The organism is Paenibacillus sp. IHBB 3054 (assembly GCF_051594305.1).
Lineage (GTDB): Bacteria > Bacillota > Bacilli > Paenibacillales > Paenibacillaceae > Paenibacillus_AQ.
Map to the genome: position 1 here is coordinate 55,659 of NZ_JBOFBG010000024.1, position 15,863 is coordinate 71,521.

At 46.9% G+C, this 15,863-nt stretch carries 15 protein-coding genes; 5 read left to right on the forward strand and 10 right to left on the reverse strand.

All coding sequences use genetic code 11. The features are described from left to right. Positions 1-132: 132 nt before the first annotated feature. The 3 genes from ACQ76X_RS22910 to ACQ76X_RS22920 form a co-directional block, all read right to left on the reverse strand. The gene (locus ACQ76X_RS22910) at positions 133-483 is read right to left on the reverse strand and encodes a VOC family protein (protein WP_044876958.1); all 351 of its coding nucleotides are present in this window, start codon (positions 481-483) and stop codon (positions 133-135) included. Positions 484-556: 73 nt separating this feature from the next. Next, positions 557-1,078: an SMI1/KNR4 family protein gene (locus ACQ76X_RS22915; RefSeq protein WP_438496070.1), complete on the reverse strand. Its 522-nt coding sequence runs from the start codon at positions 1,076-1,078 to the stop codon at positions 557-559. Between the two features lie 15 nt (positions 1,079-1,093). Beyond that, on the reverse strand, positions 1,094-1,630 hold the full coding sequence (locus ACQ76X_RS22920; RefSeq protein WP_438496071.1) for a DUF2262 domain-containing protein: 537 nt from the start codon (positions 1,628-1,630) through the stop codon (positions 1,094-1,096). A 321-nt stretch (positions 1,631-1,951) separates the two neighbouring features. Between ACQ76X_RS22920 and ACQ76X_RS22925 the strand changes: the two genes are divergently transcribed. Beyond that, positions 1,952-3,127 (forward strand): serine hydrolase domain-containing protein, encoded by a 1,176-nt coding sequence (locus tag ACQ76X_RS22925; RefSeq protein WP_438496072.1) that lies wholly within the window; start codon positions 1,952-1,954, stop codon positions 3,125-3,127. A gap of 53 nt (positions 3,128-3,180) precedes the next feature. Here ACQ76X_RS22925 and ACQ76X_RS22930 read toward each other — a convergent pair whose 3' ends face one another. The 6 genes from ACQ76X_RS22930 to zwf all read right to left on the reverse strand — a co-directional run bounded on the left by ACQ76X_RS22930 (position 3,181) and on the right by zwf (position 9,803). After that, complete coding sequence (locus tag ACQ76X_RS22930) at positions 3,181-3,702, reverse strand: GNAT family N-acetyltransferase (protein ID WP_438496073.1); 522 nt, start codon at positions 3,700-3,702, stop codon at positions 3,181-3,183. A gap of 24 nt (positions 3,703-3,726) precedes the next feature. Beyond that, positions 3,727-4,179, reverse strand: coding sequence for a MarR family winged helix-turn-helix transcriptional regulator (locus tag ACQ76X_RS22935; RefSeq protein ID WP_438496074.1), 453 nt, complete (start codon positions 4,177-4,179; stop codon positions 3,727-3,729). A 161-nt stretch (positions 4,180-4,340) separates the two neighbouring features. Beyond that, positions 4,341-5,936: a peptide ABC transporter substrate-binding protein gene (locus ACQ76X_RS22940; protein WP_438496075.1), complete on the reverse strand. Its 1,596-nt coding sequence runs from the start codon at positions 5,934-5,936 to the stop codon at positions 4,341-4,343. A gap of 193 nt (positions 5,937-6,129) precedes the next feature. Next, entirely contained in the window at positions 6,130-7,548 is a 1,419-nt protein-coding gene (gene gndA / locus ACQ76X_RS22945) for an NADP-dependent phosphogluconate dehydrogenase (protein WP_438496076.1), read from the reverse strand. Positions 7,549-7,583: 35 nt separating this feature from the next. After that, a complete protein-coding gene (gene fsa / locus ACQ76X_RS22950) occupies positions 7,584-8,252 on the reverse strand; it encodes a fructose-6-phosphate aldolase (protein WP_020428805.1) in 669 nt (222 codons plus the stop codon). A 39-nt stretch (positions 8,253-8,291) separates the two neighbouring features. Next, on the reverse strand, positions 8,292-9,803 hold the full coding sequence (zwf, locus tag ACQ76X_RS22955; RefSeq protein WP_438496077.1) for a glucose-6-phosphate dehydrogenase: 1,512 nt from the start codon (positions 9,801-9,803) through the stop codon (positions 8,292-8,294). 99 nt (positions 9,804-9,902) lie between these two features. On the opposite strand from zwf, the gene ACQ76X_RS22960 reads away from it, so the two are divergent. Next, positions 9,903-10,790, forward strand: coding sequence for a LysR family transcriptional regulator (locus ACQ76X_RS22960; RefSeq protein ID WP_076113926.1), 888 nt, complete (start codon positions 9,903-9,905; stop codon positions 10,788-10,790). Positions 10,791-10,808: 18 nt separating this feature from the next. On the opposite strand, the gene ACQ76X_RS22965 is transcribed toward ACQ76X_RS22960, so the two are convergent. Next, positions 10,809-11,981 (reverse strand): MFS transporter, encoded by a 1,173-nt coding sequence (locus ACQ76X_RS22965; protein WP_438496078.1) that lies wholly within the window; start codon positions 11,979-11,981, stop codon positions 10,809-10,811. Positions 11,982-12,417: 436 nt separating this feature from the next. On the opposite strand from ACQ76X_RS22965, the gene nrdI reads away from it, so the two are divergent. From nrdI to nrdF, 3 genes are read left to right on the forward strand one after another with little or no spacing between them, the layout of a single operon-like run. After that, positions 12,418-12,777, forward strand: coding sequence for a class Ib ribonucleoside-diphosphate reductase assembly flavoprotein NrdI (gene nrdI, locus ACQ76X_RS22970; RefSeq protein WP_438496079.1), 360 nt, complete (start codon positions 12,418-12,420; stop codon positions 12,775-12,777). Next, complete coding sequence (gene nrdE, locus ACQ76X_RS22975) at positions 12,764-14,848, forward strand: class 1b ribonucleoside-diphosphate reductase subunit alpha (RefSeq protein WP_438496080.1); 2,085 nt, start codon at positions 12,764-12,766, stop codon at positions 14,846-14,848. Before nrdI ends, nrdE begins: the two co-directional genes overlap by 14 nt. A 40-nt stretch (positions 14,849-14,888) precedes the next feature. Continuing rightward, positions 14,889-15,848: a class 1b ribonucleoside-diphosphate reductase subunit beta gene (gene nrdF / locus ACQ76X_RS22980; RefSeq protein ID WP_076113935.1), complete on the forward strand. Its 960-nt coding sequence runs from the start codon at positions 14,889-14,891 to the stop codon at positions 15,846-15,848. The last annotated feature ends 15 nt before the right edge of the window (positions 15,849-15,863 follow it).

The following is a 15,863-nucleotide window of genomic DNA, read 5'->3' on the forward strand; positions in this document are numbered from 1 at the left end:
GTAGTACCCAAGGAAGAGCTATTCGCCAAGGTATGTGGCGACTCGTTCACTGGGGACTGAACCCAATAATAGAAATAGCGGCAGTCTTGGACGAGAAAGTAAAGTCTTAGACTGCCGCTACTTTAACGACTTTCAATCGAACGATTCAGCGATTTCATGCACGTTACCAAACGGATCAACGAAAGCAGCATATCGCCCTTGTGTAGGTTTATCATGCAAAAATTGAATTCCCTTTTCCTTCATTTCCTTATAAGTTTGCTCAACGGATACGACCTCAAACACCAAAACTGTTCTAGCCTCGTTTGAATAATCTCCAATTTCTTTGGTCTTTTCACACTTAAAGGCTATAAGCTGACAGCCGTCAAGGGCAAATACAAGCTTATTTTCTTGCTCTAACAGTGTTTGCAAACCCAGTAATTCAGAATAAAACCATCTCGCCTTTGTCATGTCATTGACGAAAATCATTATATGTCCTAGTTTCATAAGGCTATGCTGCCCCTTCCCTTTTTTGAGGATACCATTTTTTATGGTTCATGCAGAATATACCTCTATCTTTTCAAGCCTCTTCATTCATGCATTGTTCAATAAAGTCAAACAAGTCTGCCGCCTCAACAGACCGCTTTCCCCAGTCATGATAAAAATAGAGCAATTGCCCAAAGGTCCCTTCTTCTGAAGGGTCTGTGTCTACACAGAGATGATCGCCACCCCCGTTGCTGGCAATAGGGATCCACCGTGGATTCCACAGGAACGGCTTGATCTGCGAGGCAATCTCCGGTTCCATGTCATCCGGATCAAACTCTTCATTTAGAAATTCCCAATCCTCAATAATCTGTTCAAGCGGCGACAGCGTTAGATTTCGGACAAAACACTCCGAGCCTGCTTCCCAATCCTGACCATTATATATGCTGTAGAAGTCCCTCATCTCTTGGGGTAGTATAATCCCCAGCGTACTGGCAAGCCCATCAAGTTCTTCCCCGCTAGCGCCAGGCTGTAAATTCAAACTCGCTTCGTACCCCGGAGTATTCCGGCTGCCTTTTGCAATAATGCGCTGCCACAGTGTCTCTGCCTTCTCTGTCATATGCCCTCATCCTCCTTATAAACCTTGGTTTACAAAATTTTTGTGTTCATCTATGTCCATATGTATCCGATGTCCGGCAAAATAATCCGGTTTGTTCCCAAGCTCAATTGACATCTTAAACGAACCGGCACCATCTACCTGCTCAAAAACAACACTCCATAGAAACAAGCTGTTTAAAAAAGCTTCATCCGAAATAGGGACGCAAACAGTTTCCCCGTCCAGCTCCACATAGCCTTCATTGTCCGATAACTCAACAAAATCCGGGTCATCCCAAATCCATTCCTCGGCCCGCTCTTTAGCCCACTCCATCGCCTTACCGAGTTCTCCCTTGTTCATCTGAAGCCAGGCAAGCTCCTCCTCCAGCAAAGGAACGGCACTTATAGCTGCATCTTTTGCCATTTCCTTCGTTCCGATTGCCGTGGGCAGGAATATTTCAACCTCAACATCGTCTCCCCAAATCTGTACAGGCTGGAAACAGCAGCAGTATGTCTCCTTAGTCAATTCCGTTATTGACCACGATTCAACGGGTATCCGGACCACTACATCTGACATTTGTTTTTCTCCTCCATCACAATGCTGAATTCATGCTCGTCCAATGAGTATCCGCGAAATCATTGAGCTAGCCTGTCCGGTACTACATTTGGATTAATTTACTCCTTCCAATATACCCCAAATAATGCCGTGGAGACACCATATCTTATAAAACTATCCGGTGGCATAAGAGTTATATTGTATCCGTTTCGCAGGTTAACCGGATTGTGTTCCGCCGTGGCACTATACAATCTGTCCGAAAGCGCTTAATATTTTCTATAACGAATGGTTAACATCCGCTTTAGTTAAAGTGAAGTTATTCGAGAAGGAGACATAAGTGACATGCTGGAGTCAAACTTAACCAACCAATTGAAAAAAACGCTGAAAGCAAGTATCGGCAACAAGGAAATCGCAGGAGCAAACTTCATGCTGATCAAGAACGGCAATGAAGTTTTTTACCATGAAGACGGCTTGGCTGACCTCGAGTCGGGACGTCCTATTACAAGGGATTCGATTTTTCGTTTATATTCGATGACGAAGCCGATTACCGCCACTTCCGTCATGATGCTGCTCGAGCGTGGGGATATCGATTTATTCGATCCTGTTAGCCGCTATATTCCGGGCTTCCAAAACCAACAGGTCGAGAAAAACGGCGAACTGGTGCCTGTCAGCCGGGAAGTTAACATTCACGATTTGCTGAACATGTCATCGGGATTAGTATATGGCGGAACGGACAAAGCCGGACAGCAAACGGATGCATTGTTTCAAGAACTGGGCAGCCGTTTGTACAGTGAAAACGCAATGAGCACAATGGAATTTGCAAATTGCCTAGGTAAAGGCCCGCTTTCGTTCGAGCCGGGAACGTACTGGCAATACGGAACATCGGCAGACGTCCTTGGCGCGATTGTGGAAGCGGTTAGCGGCATGCGGTACGGGCAATTTTTGAAAAAGGAAATCTTCGAGCCGCTGGAAATGAAAGATACCGGTTTCTGGCTGCCTGAAGGAAAAAGAGAACGCCTTGTGAAAACCTATCAAGATGATGGTGAAGGCGGATTGAAGCTGTACGCGGAAAGCCACCTGGGCATTGGCCATCAGATGGACCTTGATCCGGCATTTGAGTCGGGCGGAGCGGGACTTGTGTCAACGATTGACGATTCCGCCAAATTCACAACAATGCTAATGAATCAAGGCAGCTTAAAGGGTGTTCGACTATTGAAGCCTAGAACAGTTAAATATTTAACCTCTGCAGCGTTAACCGATTGGCAGCAAAAAGGCTTCGATACGTGGCATACATTGCGCGGACATAGCTACGGCAATCAGATGCGCATCATGACCGACAGCGGAAAAGCCGGATTTATCGGCAGCCAGGGTGAATACGGCTGGGACGGCTGGCTGGGGGCGTACTTCACCAACAGTCCTCAAGAAGGTCTGACTATACTATTTATGATCCAGAAAAAAGATGCCGGCACGATGTCAATTACGCGCAAGCTGCGCAATATCGTGTTCAGCACCTTGTAAGGGGCAAACTGAAGGGAATCGCACCGTTAGGAGTAACTCCAGGAGCGGTTCCTTTAAGTAGCCAGTGTTTTGGTCATTATAAAATCAATTTGTTCTTCATCACCCATGTAAAAAGAGTGAGCTCCCGTTTGAACAAACCCGATTTTCTTATAAAAATCAATGGCCTTCTCATTCTTTTCCCAAACTCCTAGCCAGATCATCTTCTTGTTTTGAATCATGGCTACTTCCATTGCTCTGTCTATTAGATACTTTCCAAGCCCTTTTCTTTGGAATTTGTTTCTTATATAGATTCTCTCAATTTCGAGTGACTCATCCCCCGTTTTTTCGGATTGGGAATCATTGATATTTACCTTTAAATATCCGGCAAGTTCTTCATTTAGAAAGATGAAAAAGAATTCTGAACAAACATTGTTCAATTCCTTTTCCAACTGATTATAGTTAAATGCTTTTTCCAAATAGCTTTTCATATTTTCAGGTGAGTTCTGATGTTTAAACGTATCGTTGAATGTTTCAACGCTTATTTGCTGGAGTGTTTGTAAATCTTCATAGCTGCACTTGTTTATTATTATTGACATTCTAGGATGCTCCTTTATATAAGTTTAATATTTTCTCTTGTTGCCCTTTTTTACAAATTCCCAGTCTACTTCAATATTTTTTCTAACTCTTTGAAGAAGTTCAAAAATGGTTTCTGCTTCTCTTTCGGAAAATCCCGCTAATGCTACACTATTTGAATGGTCATTTTCTCTTTTTATAAAAGGCAGAACATTTTCCCCTTTTTCGGTTGGAAAGAGTCTATTTATCTTTTTGTTAATTTGATCGTCTCTCTTTTCAACAAAACCATGGATTTCAAGTTTTTTTATTGCCCGGGCTGCGGTTGTTCTGTCTACTTTAATCATTTCGGCTAATTTTTCTTGAATTATTCCGGGGTTTTCACAGATTCGGACAAGGTATAAGTACTGCCCTTTGGTAAGTTCAAATTCTTTAAATTCTATATTGCTTATAGAATCTAATGCCCTCGCAATCATTCCAATTTCACGTAGGATTTCTTTCATAATTACAGCTCCATCAATTTTTTTACTTGCCGATATGTTTAATAGTTTATAATATTATTATTGCATTTGCAACATAATGCTAAAATGAGAGTGTAGTTCTTCATAAAAACAGCCAGCAATCACCGACTCATTAAAAGTGGTGGATTAGCTGGCTGTTTACTTTATTTTATATATCCCCTCGTGAAGGCAATGTTTCCATCATAGTCTAGGTATACATTATGAATATTGGGTTTTTGCAGAACATCTGCAACATAATAATACAGCGGAATGATAGCCATCTGGTCGATAAGCAGCTTTTCGGCTTTGGCATAAAGCTTGATGCGTTCTTTCGGATCAAAAGTATGTTTTGCTTGAGTTACATAGCTGTCATACAACGGATCACTCCAGCCTGAATCGTTGTTCTCATTCGTGGAAGACAGTATCTCCATCATAGCCGCAGGATCATTATAGTCTGCTCCCCAGCCAGCTCTTACCACGGCAAAATTCCGGCTGACCTTGTTGCTGATTAGCTCTTCCCAGGACTGGACCTCGAGACTTGCTTTGATACCCAGATTGTTGTACCAGTCGTTAATGACGGATTCTGCGATAGTATAATGTCCAGGTCCTTCGTTAACGATGATCGAAAAGCTTGGAAACTCGTTAAGCCCTTCTTCGTTCAAGCCTTTCTGCAGCAATTCCCTGGCCAGCTTCACATTTTCTTTAAAATAAAACGTATCTGAAACTGAAGTACGAAAATTGAGATCAGTGCTACGGATAGCCGGAGGTATAAATCCGAATGCAGGTGATCCATACCGGAGAGCTTCCCGGTCGATTGCCATAGCTAAGGCTTTTCGTATATTCACGTTATTAAAGGGAGCTTGCTGCAGATTGAACTGATAATAATAAGTTGAGCCAAGAGGCATATCTACGGTACGGAAAGAAGATGCCTTAGCAAGAGTAGAATTATCCAACGTATTGAATTCCGCAACAACCCAGTCTACTTCATTATTTATGTAAGCAGCAGTAGTGTTAGCTGTTCCCGGCTTTGGCCGAAGAAATTGGACTTCTGAGAAATGAACATCAGCAGCTGCATGATATTTCGGGTTGCTAACGAGTGTCATTTTATTTTTTTCCCAGGACTGTAGTGTGAAGGGACCGTTCGTGATTATGGTATTTGCAGAGTAAGCCCATTTTTTGTTCGCCTTCACATTCCCCGCATTTACCGGCATATAAACATTCTCTGCCAACGACTGAATGAAATAGGCTGTTTTTTCGTTCAGCGTCACCTGTAGGGTATTGCTGTTCAGTGCTTTCACTCCCACTTTTGAAGAGTCCCTTAGCCTGCCTTGATTGTAATCCTTCGCATTGGAAATTGTATACATATTGAATGCTGAGTTGCTGCCGGTTTCAGGCGCTAACGCCCTTTTCCATGCGTACTCAAAATCCGCGGCCGTAATACGCTCCTTATTGCTCCACTTCGCGTCGGACCGTAGTGTAAACGTATAGGTTTTGCCGTCAGATGAGATTGTCCATGCTTTAGCGATGCCCGGTACAGCCTGACCTGTTTTATCCAGCCGAACCAATCCTTCGAACAATCCATTGACGATTGTCGATGTAATGACGTCTGAGGATATGGTAGGATCGAGTGATGCCGGTAATTTCTCGAGACCGATCCGGAGGACCTGCTTTGTTCCTGCTGGTGATGCGGCAGTCCACGAAGCCGTATTTAACCCTATAAGTAAGCTGAAAATCAATAATACACCTAATAATCTTTTCAACCATGCCCCTCCTCTTATTGTCCAAATATTTACATCGGTTATAGAATATCATAATCATTGAAATCGAGCTACTAAATGAAGAACTCAATGAAGGTTGAGCGGCCCTTTACTCCGCAATTCCTCAGATGCTAAAAAAGCCCGGGCGTATACACCCGGACTTCTTGCGAAGAAAGTTATATCTAATAATAGCTCGTTATTCGTTGTTGTTCATCCATTGAAAATGGAAGCTTCCCGGCTGATCCACCCGTTCAAAGGTATGCGCTCCAAAGTAATCTCTTTGTGCCTGCAGCAGGTTGGCCGGCAGACGTTCGGAACGGTAGCTGTCGTAGTAAGCCAGTCCGGAAGCGAAGGCCGGAATCGGAATTCCTCTTTTAACAGCAATCGCAACCACATCTCTCCACGCTTCCTGGTAGTTATGAACCACACTGCTGAAATGCTCATCCAGGAAGAGGTTTTTGAGCTCAGGGTCGCGGTCATACGCGTCCTTGATATTTTGCAGGAAGCCTGCGCGGATAATGCAGCCTCCGCGGAAGATCATCGCAATGCTGCCATAGTTCAGGTTCCAGTTATATTCATCCGAAGCCACTCTCATCTGGGCAAAGCCTTGGGCGTACGAGGCGATTTTGCTGGCATAGAGCGCTTTGCGGACCGCCGCGATGAATGCCTTGGCGTCTCCCTCATAGCTCTTGACCTCAGGTCCCTTCAGGCGCTTGCTTGCAGCCACGCGCTCTTCCTTCATGGCCGAGATGAAGCGTGCAAAGACGGATTCAGTAATGATGGACAACGGAACGCCCAGATCGAGCGCATTTTGACTCGTCCATTTGCCTGTCCCCTTTTGTCCGGCGGAATCCAGGATCACATCGACCATCGGCTTGCCTGTGTCCGGGTCTGCTTTGGCGAAGATGTCGGCTGTAATCTCAATGAGATAGCTGCTTAGCTCGCCGCGGTTCCATTCCGAGAAAATCTGATGCAGCTCATCGGTATCCAGTCCCAGAACATCCTTCAACAACTGATACGCTTCGCCAATAAGCTGCATATCGCCGTATTCGATGCCGTTATGGACCATTTTGACATAGTGACCGGCACCATCTTCTCCAATGTAAGTGGAGCAGGGATCGCCGTCTACTTTGGCTGAAATGGCGGTCAGGATTGGCTCCACCAGCTCGTAGGCATCCTTTTGTCCGCCCGGCATAATGGCGGGTCCCTTCAGCGCCCCTTCTTCACCGCCCGATACCCCTGCACCGATGAAGCGGAAGCCTTGAGCCTGAAGCTCTTTGTTCCGTCTTTGCGTATCCGGGAAAAATGCGTTCCCGCCGTCAATCAGGATATCCCCTGGCGACAAATGCGGTACCAGCTGCTGAATCGTATCATCGGTCGGCTTGCCGGCCTTGACCATAATCATGATTTTGCGCGGCAGCTCCAGTGACTGAACGAACTCTTCAATGCTGTAGGCACCTACGAAATTTTTGCCCGCTGCTTCTGCAAGCAGCTCATCGGTTTTTTCCCGGGAACGGTTGTACAAGGCCACCGAGAACCCTTTGCTCTCCATATTCAAGGCCAGATTCTTACCCATGACGGCTAAGCCGACCACACCAATCTGCTGTTTACCCATCGTCAATAAACCTCCCTATGATATGTGCTGGACAATTAGACCTGTGGCGCTTTCTTCCAGTCGGCAGCGAATTTCTCCAGTCCCTGATCGGTCAGCGGATGTTTGGAGATCTGCTCGATCACGCTGAACGGAATGGTGGCAATATGCGCACCGGCCATGGCAACGCGGGTCACATGGTCCGGATGGCGGACCGAAGCGGCTATAATCTGCGCATCCAGGTTATGAATGCGGAATAGCTCGGCAACTTTTACGATCAATTGCACTCCATCCTCCGAAATATCATCCAGACGGCCCAGGAATGGCGATACATAAGTAGCTCCTGCACGGGCAGCGAGCAGCGCTTGGTTCACTGTGAAGATCAGCGTCACGTTTGTTTTCACGCCTTTTTGAGTCAGATACCGGCAGGCTTCCAGACCTGCGAGCGTCATCGGGAGCTTGATCGTAATGTTTTTATCATAGTTATTGATCTTGATCAGCTCGTTTGCCTGTGCGATCATTTCTTCCGCAGTGACGGCATCCGGTGTCACCTCGGCGGATACGGATTCTACCTCAGGTACAGTGCGCAGAATTTCTGCAATGCGGTCTTCAAATTTCACGCCTTCTTTGGCTACCAGAGATGGATTCGTTGTGACTCCGGACAGTACACCGATTTGGTATGCTTTTTTGATGTCTTCCACATTTGCAGTATCGATAAAAAATTTCATATTCGTAAACCTCCATTTTTAGTTGAACTAATATTAGAATTAAAAATTTGAAGCATCACGTAAAGAAAGCTCGCTTACTTCTTCAATGGCAGAGTCGAGCCACCAGTGATTTCCATCCTTCGCCAGCAGCTGATTCGATTCTGCAGGTCCGAACGTACCCGCAGCGTAGGGATGTAGGGGAACCGTATTCTTGTCAAAAGCATTCAGGATTGGCTGCACCCATTTCCAGGACAGCTCCACCTCATTCCAATGCGCAAAGAATGACGGATCTCCGTGCAAAGCATCATAGATCAGGTTCTCATAAGCCTCCGGGACCTCAATAGATCTGGTATGGAAGTCAATATGCATAGCCTTGAACTTCCCCTTGTGCTGGGGATCTCTTGCCTTGAGCTGTAGCGTAATCCCCTCGTTCGGGCTGATGTCGAATACCAGAAGATTGGGGATATCATCCTCGGCGGCTGACGAATTCTGTTTGAGCGGCTCTTTGAATTCAATCACAATCCGTGTCGATTTCTCTTTCATTCTCTTCCCGGTTCGGATATAGAACGGCACACCTTTCCAGAATGGATCATCGATCGTAAGTCTGGCCGCAATAAATGTATCGTTCATCGAACCTGCCGGAATTCCCGGTTCGGAGAGATAGCCTGGAACCGGCTTGCCCTTGATGGTGCCTGCAGTGTACTGCCCACGGATTACTTTAAACTGGATATCCGCTTCTTCCAACGGTTCCAGGGCCTCCATAACTTCTTTTTTCTTGTAGCGCACCTCGTCTGCAGAGCTGTCTTTCGGCAAGCGGATCGCAAGCATCATCAGCAACTGCAGCATATGATTCTGGAACATGTCTCTCAGTGCACCCACATGATCATAATAACCCGCTCTTTCTTCCACACCCACCGTTTCCCCCGCAGTAATCTGCACGTTGGCAATGTAGCGGTTGTTCCAGAGTGCGTGAAGCACCGGATTCGTCTGCTGGAATACATCCAGCTCCTGCACCATTGGCTTGCCCAGATAATGGTCGATCCGGAAAATTTCATCCTCACTAAACGCTTCGCTCAGCTTCAGATTCAGCGCCTGCGCAGACTGCAGATCATGTCCGAAGGGCTTCTCAATCACCAGACGTTTCCAGCCTTTGGCGGCACCCAGACCACTTTCCTTAATGTTCAAGGCAATCGGCTCAAAAAACTCAGGACCGACAGATAAATAGAACATCCGGTTCGGTGAACTGCCCATGCTCTCTTCCTGCTGCTCAACCCGCTGCAGCAGTTTTAGGTAATCCTCTGTATGCCCTACATCCAGCACATTATATCGGAAGGACTTCAGGAAGCGGCGCACGGACGCAGAATCGTTCACTTCCCGCCGGGAGAAATCCCGGATGGACCGCTCCACCATAGCCTGAAAGGCTTCATCAGCAAGTTCTCTTCTGCCAAGACCAATCACAGAGAATGAATGGTGCAGCTTGTGGTCGAGAAACAGATTATACAGCGCGGGGTAGATTTTTCTTCGGGCCAAATCCCCTGTCGCTCCAAATAAAACAAATGTGGTTGCCTCCATCTCCATTCTCCTTCTGCTCTGGTTTATCTTTCCTGGTTACACTATAATACAAATACGAACCATACAAGTAATTAATATATTTCACAGGAGCTATAGACCATGTCTATGAACAATTTCGAGCTATACAAGGTTTTTTACTGGGCAGCCAAGACAGGAAGCCTGACCCAAGCCGCCAAATCCCTGTACATTACACAGCCAAGCGTCAGTCATGCGATTAAGCAACTGGAAGACAGCTTCGGCCTTACCCTCTTCACCCGGAATTCCAAGGGCGTCATGCTGACACCTGAGGGAGCCACTTTGTACTCCTATATTGAACAATCCCATATCCTTATCACCCAAGCCGAGAAGAAAATGGCCGAGCTCAAAAACCTTGACAACGGCGAACTGCGGATTGGCGGCAGTGATTCACTGTTCAAGCATTATCTGCTGCCTTTTATCGAAATCTTTCACCAGCGCTACCCTGGCATCCGGCTTCATCTGATCCACGGAACGACGCCGGAGGTCATTTCATATTTAAAAGAAGGCCTCGTCGATCTGGGCGTAGTGCGCATGCCGATCACCGATCCCCAGCTTGAGGTGCGGCAGGGACTTCAGCTGCAGGACTGCTTCATCGCAGGCAGCCACTATGCCGAGCTGAACCAGAAGGTGCTCTCTATTGAGGAGCTGCTTCAGTATCCCATTATCCTCTTCTCCCGCAGCAGCCGCGCACGTATGGCGATTACGGACTTGTTCCAAGGCTACGGATATGAGCTGAAGCCTGAATTCGAGGTTGGCAGCGTTGGCCTGCTGATCGAGTTTGCCCGCAAAGGACTCGGCATCTCGTTCGTGACCCGGGAATTCGTGTCCAAGGAGCTGGAGGAAGGTTCTCTCTTCGAGATTCAACTGGATGTTCAGCTTCCCCCTGCCCGGGTGGGCATGATGACTATGCGCAACATGCCGCTGACGACCGCGGCCAGTAAGTTCATTGAGATTACTAAGGGAGACTGAAATATAAATGCTCTTGTCCTATCGAATCTTACGCTTGTAAACTATGTTAACCATTTCAGAAGACACCAGCATGATGCTAAAAAGAATGAGCAGTATTACAGGAACCATAATCATTCCCAATTGACTTGCAAATATCCCCATCAATGATGGTATTAGCGTTGAACCCGTATAAGCACTTGCCATTGCAAGACCAATGACACTTGGGGAAGCTATTTTGCCAAAACGTTCCGGTGTTGAATGAACAATGCTTGGATAGATTGGTGCTCCGCCCAACCCCACAATAAATAGAGCACCTGCAGAAATCCAATAATGGACTGGCATAACAAGAATCAAAAGTCCAAAACAGCCCACGATCCCACCATATCTTATCAGGTTTTTACTGGATACGTTGGTCGACAGAAATCCTGATATGATTCGTCCAATGATGATTCCAATATAGAATAAGGAAGATAAAGCTGCTGCTGTGCCAGGAGAAACCTCTTTATTCCCTATAAAAAAAGATGCCATCCATAGGCCTGCAGCAGTTTCCGATCCATTGTAACAGAGCATGGTAACCATGGACATTTTCACCCCTGGGATACGTAAAGCCTCCCTGTTGCTGACAAGTTTCTTTTCGTCGCCTCCCTTTTCTATTCTCTCCTTCTCAAAGATTTTCCATAAAGACAAGGAAGCCAATAATATCACTGCTATAGTAAGCAGAAGTAAGCCTACTGTAACGTATCCTGCACGCCAGTTGTTATCACGGTTCAGCCAAAACGACATTATAATTGGACCCGTAAATGCTCCAATTCCCCAAAAACAATGCAACCAGTTCATATGCTTGGCTTTGAAATGCAGTGCTACATAGTTGCTCAATGCGGCGTCCACGGAACCTGCTCCTAAGCCCAAAGGAATAGCAAGTAGAATTAGAAATATGAAATCTGATGAAATAGAGAATCCAAGCAAAGCAATAGTCGTAGAGAGTATACTGAACAAGGTTACCTTCCCCGTACCGTATCTGTGCAACAATCTGCTGGCAAATAAACTCGATATTACCGTACAGAATGAGACTATTAACGATATATAACCTGCCATTTCCGTTGTGGCACCAATATCGTGTTGCATAATGGGCCAAGCGCTGCCTAGTAAAGCATCTGGCAATCCCAGACCCATAAATGCGAGATAAATAATCATTAGTAATAACGTAACCATCTTAGGGTTCTCCTCTGTTTGGGTATTTGTCATCTGATCCAACTTCGAATCGAAACACAAATATAATAATATTGATATTCTTTCATCAGATCTTGCTATATTTTGATTGATTATAGCAATATTCAGTCAACGAACCGTATAAAGACAGAAATAAGGTAATGGGAAGCCCCCTTACAAATGTGTCAGTTTCTTCAGAAACGGAAAAGTGCTTGCACCGCCTGAAGTTATGGGATTCCGATACTCTAGCAAAGCGCTTACTAGACGGATTTATAACGAATAAGGTGGTTTGTCAATATTGACTTTCCAACATATAGTGATTAAAATAAACAACGCACACTAAATATAGTGTTAATATGATTTTTCAGTATTTAAAACTAAGTAATTCAATCTTTACAATTTTAAGAGTAGTTTCAATATTTACAGGGGGACTGACACCATGCTAGTCGCGTACGATTCAAAAACAGGAAACGTCAAACGCTTCATCGGCAAGCTGAAGCTGCCGGCTGTGCAGATTGAGGAGCATATGACGATTGACGAACCCTATGTGCTAATTACATATACCACCGGCTTTGGACAGATTCCAGAGAAGGTGTCTGCTTTCTTGGGGAATAATTATGCCAATCTGAAAGGCATCGCTGCCAGCGGCAACAAGAACTGGGGCAAGCTGTTCGCGCACAGCGCGGACTTGATTGCAAACCAGTATAACGTGCCAGTTATCGGTAAATTTGAGTTATCGGGTACATTTGGCGATGTGGAACGAATTAAACAGGAGGTGAGCCGGGTTGCGGCATATTGAACTGAACAACATGTTAATGAAGCGGGACGAGAGCGGCTTCTTTCAACTGGACAAAGACCTTGAGGCAGTAGCCGAATTTATGCGGGATGTAGAGCGGCGGAGCCTGGTTTTTGCAAATACAAAAGCTAAGGTCGATTACATGATTGAACAGGATTTCTACGAGAACTTTTACGGGCAGTACAGCGTAGAGGAAATTGAGCAAGTCTACCAGATTGCCCATAGCTACAACTTCAGCTTCCCATCCTATATGGCAGCTTCGAAATTCTACATGGACTACGCTGTAAAAAGCAATGACCGCAAGCAATATCTGGAGCACTACCCGGACCGTGTGGCGGCAGTCGCCCTCCACCTTGGACGCGGCAACGCCGATACTGCCGGAGTGCTTGCCCGTTCGATGATGGAGCAGCGTCTGCAGCCTGCGACTCCTACCTTCCTTAATGCCGGCAAGAGCCGGCGCGGTGAGCTCGTCTCCTGTTTCCTTATCGAAATGGATGACTCGCTCAATTCCATCAACTACGTGCTCAATACCTGCATGCAGCTGTCGAAGATCGGAGGCGGTGTGGCTGTTAACCTGTCCAAGCTGCGCTCGCGCGGGGAGACGATCAAGGGTGTCGAGGATGCAGCCAAAGGCATCATGCCTGTGCTCAAGCTCATGGAGGACGGCTTCTCCTATGCTGATCAGATGGGTCAACGCAAAGGCTCCGGAGCAGCCTACTACAACATTTTTGGCTGGGATGTTCTGGAATTCCTCGACAGCAAGAAGATTAACGCCGACGAGAAAACAAGGCTCAAAACCCTGTCCATTGGGCTGATCATTCCGAACCGCTTCTATAAGCTGGCGAAGGACAATGAACCGCTGCATGTATTTGCCCCATACACTGTGTACAAGGCCTATGGCACGCATCTCGACGATATGGATCTGGATGACATGTACGATAAGCTGCTGGCCGATCCGCGTGTCAAGAAGAAGAAGGCCATGGGCGCACGGGATATGCTGACCAAAATTGCCATGATCCAGTTGGAATCCGGCTACCCTTATATCATGAACAAGAGCAACGCCAATGCGGCCCATGCCCTGAAAAATGTCGGACAGATCAAAATGTCCAACCTTTGTACCGAAATCTTCCAGCTCCAGGAGACTACTGAGATTGCTGACTACGGGCAGGAGGATACCATCCGCCGTGATGTAAGCTGTAATCTGGCTTCCCTGAATATTGTCAACGTGATGGAGCACGGCAAGATCCGCGAATCCGTGCATGAAGGCATGATCGCCCTGACTGCCGTCAGCGATATGACCAGTATCTCCAATGCACCTGGCGTAGCTAAAGCGAACAAAGAGATGCACTCTGTCGGTCTAGGCGTCATGAATCTTCATGGTTATCTCGCAAAGAACAACATCGCTTATGAAAGCGAGCAAGCCCGCGACTTTGCCCGGACCTTCTTCATGACAATGAACTTCCACTCCCTGGAGAAGAGCATGGAGATCGCTGCTGCAACCGGCCGCTCTTTCCATGGCTTCGAGGCATCAGACTACGCCACCGGCGTTTATTTTGAGCGTTACCTGACAACGGATTACCGTCCGGCTACACCAAGAGTGCAGGAGCTGTTCGGGGATATGTATATCCCGTCACCTGCAGACTGGGAACAATTGCGGGATGCAGTAATGGCCAACGGTCTGTACCATGCTTACCGCCTGGCGATTGCGCCAACAGCCAGTATCTCCTATATCCAGAATGCCACTTCGAGCGTTATGCCGATTGTGGAGCAGATTGAGACCCGGACTTATGCCAATTCAACCACGTACTATCCGATGCCGTACCTGCGGCCGGACAATGTGTTCTTCTATAAATCAGCTTACCAGATGGATCAGTTCAAGGTCATTGACCTGATCGCGGAAATTCAGCCTCATATCGACCAGGGCATCTCGACTGTGCTGCATGTCAACAGCGATGTATCCACTAGGGAACTGGCCCGCTCCTACCTGTATGCAGCGCATAAAGGACTGAAGTCGCTGTATTACACCCGGACCAAAAAGCTGTCCGTCGAGGAATGCCTCACCTGCTCGATCTAAATGGAAGGCTATTGCCGCAAAAAAAGGAGATTGCACGATTATGAGCGCTATTCAAGCCGTTAACTGGAATCGTCCCGACGACGATTTCTCATTGATGTTCTGGAATCAGAACATTATGCAATTCTGGACAGATGATGAAATTCCATTGTCCGATGATAAAATGTCCTGGCTCACGCTCAGTGAGCAGGAAAAGGACTCTTATATGAAGGTGCTGGGCGGCCTGACACTGCTGGATACGATTCAAGGCGGAGTCGGTATGCCCCAGATTATGGAGCATGTTGAAGGCCTTCAGCGCAAGGCGGTGCTGGGCTTCATGGGCATGATGGAACAGATCCACGCCAAGTCGTACAGCAGCATCTTTACCACATTAGCCTCCACAGAGGAGATAGACAGTGTATTCCGCTGGGTGGAAGAGAACCCGTACCTGCAGTTCAAGGCGGAGACCATATCACAATATTACAAAAACATAGACTCGCCTAAAGACCTGTATCTCGCCATGGCGGCCTCCGTGCTGCTGGAGAGCTACTTGTTCTACAGCGGCTTCTTCTACCCGCTGTATCTGGCCGGCCAGGGTAAAATGACCTGCAGCGGTGAGATCATCGACCTTATTTTGCGGGATGAGAGCATTCACGGGGTATATGTCGGGGTGCTGGCGCAGGAGATCTTTGACGGCCTCGCGGAAGACGAACAGCGCGACCTGCACCAGACGCTGGTGGGACTGCTCCGCCTGCTGCATGAGAATGAAGAACGTTATACGGAGCAGATCTATGCTCCCATCGGACTGGTGGACGAGGTCAAGACCTTCCTCAGATACAACGCTAACAAAGCGATGATGAATCTGGGCCATGATCCTCTGTTCGACGAGGAAGAGATCAATCCGATTGTCCAGAACGGCATCAGTACCCACACCAAGCAGCATGACTTCTTCTCGAAGAAAGGCAACGGATATATCCGGGCGCTTAACGTGGAACCGCTGAAGGATGAAGACTTTCAATTCTAACCTTATATGTTTCTA

Coding starts and splice junctions, on each gene's coding strand:
- ACQ76X_RS22935 (WP_438496074.1), bottom strand. CDS start 4,179: ATGAAAGAAATCCTACGTGAAATTGGAATGATTGCGAGGGCATTAGAT.
- ACQ76X_RS22925 (WP_438496072.1), top strand. CDS start 1,952: ATGCTGGAGTCAAACTTAACCAACCAATTGAAAAAAACGCTGAAAGCA.
- ACQ76X_RS22960 (WP_076113926.1), top strand. CDS start 9,903: ATGTCTATGAACAATTTCGAGCTATACAAGGTTTTTTACTGGGCAGCC.
- ACQ76X_RS22930 (WP_438496073.1), bottom strand. CDS start 3,702: ATGTCAATAATAATAAACAAGTGCAGCTATGAAGATTTACAAACACTC.
- nrdF (WP_076113935.1), top strand. CDS start 14,889: ATGAGCGCTATTCAAGCCGTTAACTGGAATCGTCCCGACGACGATTTC.
- ACQ76X_RS22915 (WP_438496070.1), bottom strand. CDS start 1,078: ATGACAGAGAAGGCAGAGACACTGTGGCAGCGCATTATTGCAAAAGGC.
- ACQ76X_RS22910 (WP_044876958.1), bottom strand. CDS start 483: ATGAAACTAGGACATATAATGATTTTCGTCAATGACATGACAAAGGCG.
- gndA (WP_438496076.1), bottom strand. CDS start 7,548: ATGGGTAAACAGCAGATTGGTGTGGTCGGCTTAGCCGTCATGGGTAAG.
- ACQ76X_RS22965 (WP_438496078.1), bottom strand. CDS start 11,981: ATGGTTACGTTATTACTAATGATTATTTATCTCGCATTTATGGGTCTG.
- nrdI (WP_438496079.1), top strand. CDS start 12,418: ATGCTAGTCGCGTACGATTCAAAAACAGGAAACGTCAAACGCTTCATC.
- zwf (WP_438496077.1), bottom strand. CDS start 9,803: ATGGAGGCAACCACATTTGTTTTATTTGGAGCGACAGGGGATTTGGCC.
- fsa (WP_020428805.1), bottom strand. CDS start 8,252: ATGAAATTTTTTATCGATACTGCAAATGTGGAAGACATCAAAAAAGCA.
- ACQ76X_RS22920 (WP_438496071.1), bottom strand. CDS start 1,630: ATGTCAGATGTAGTGGTCCGGATACCCGTTGAATCGTGGTCAATAACG.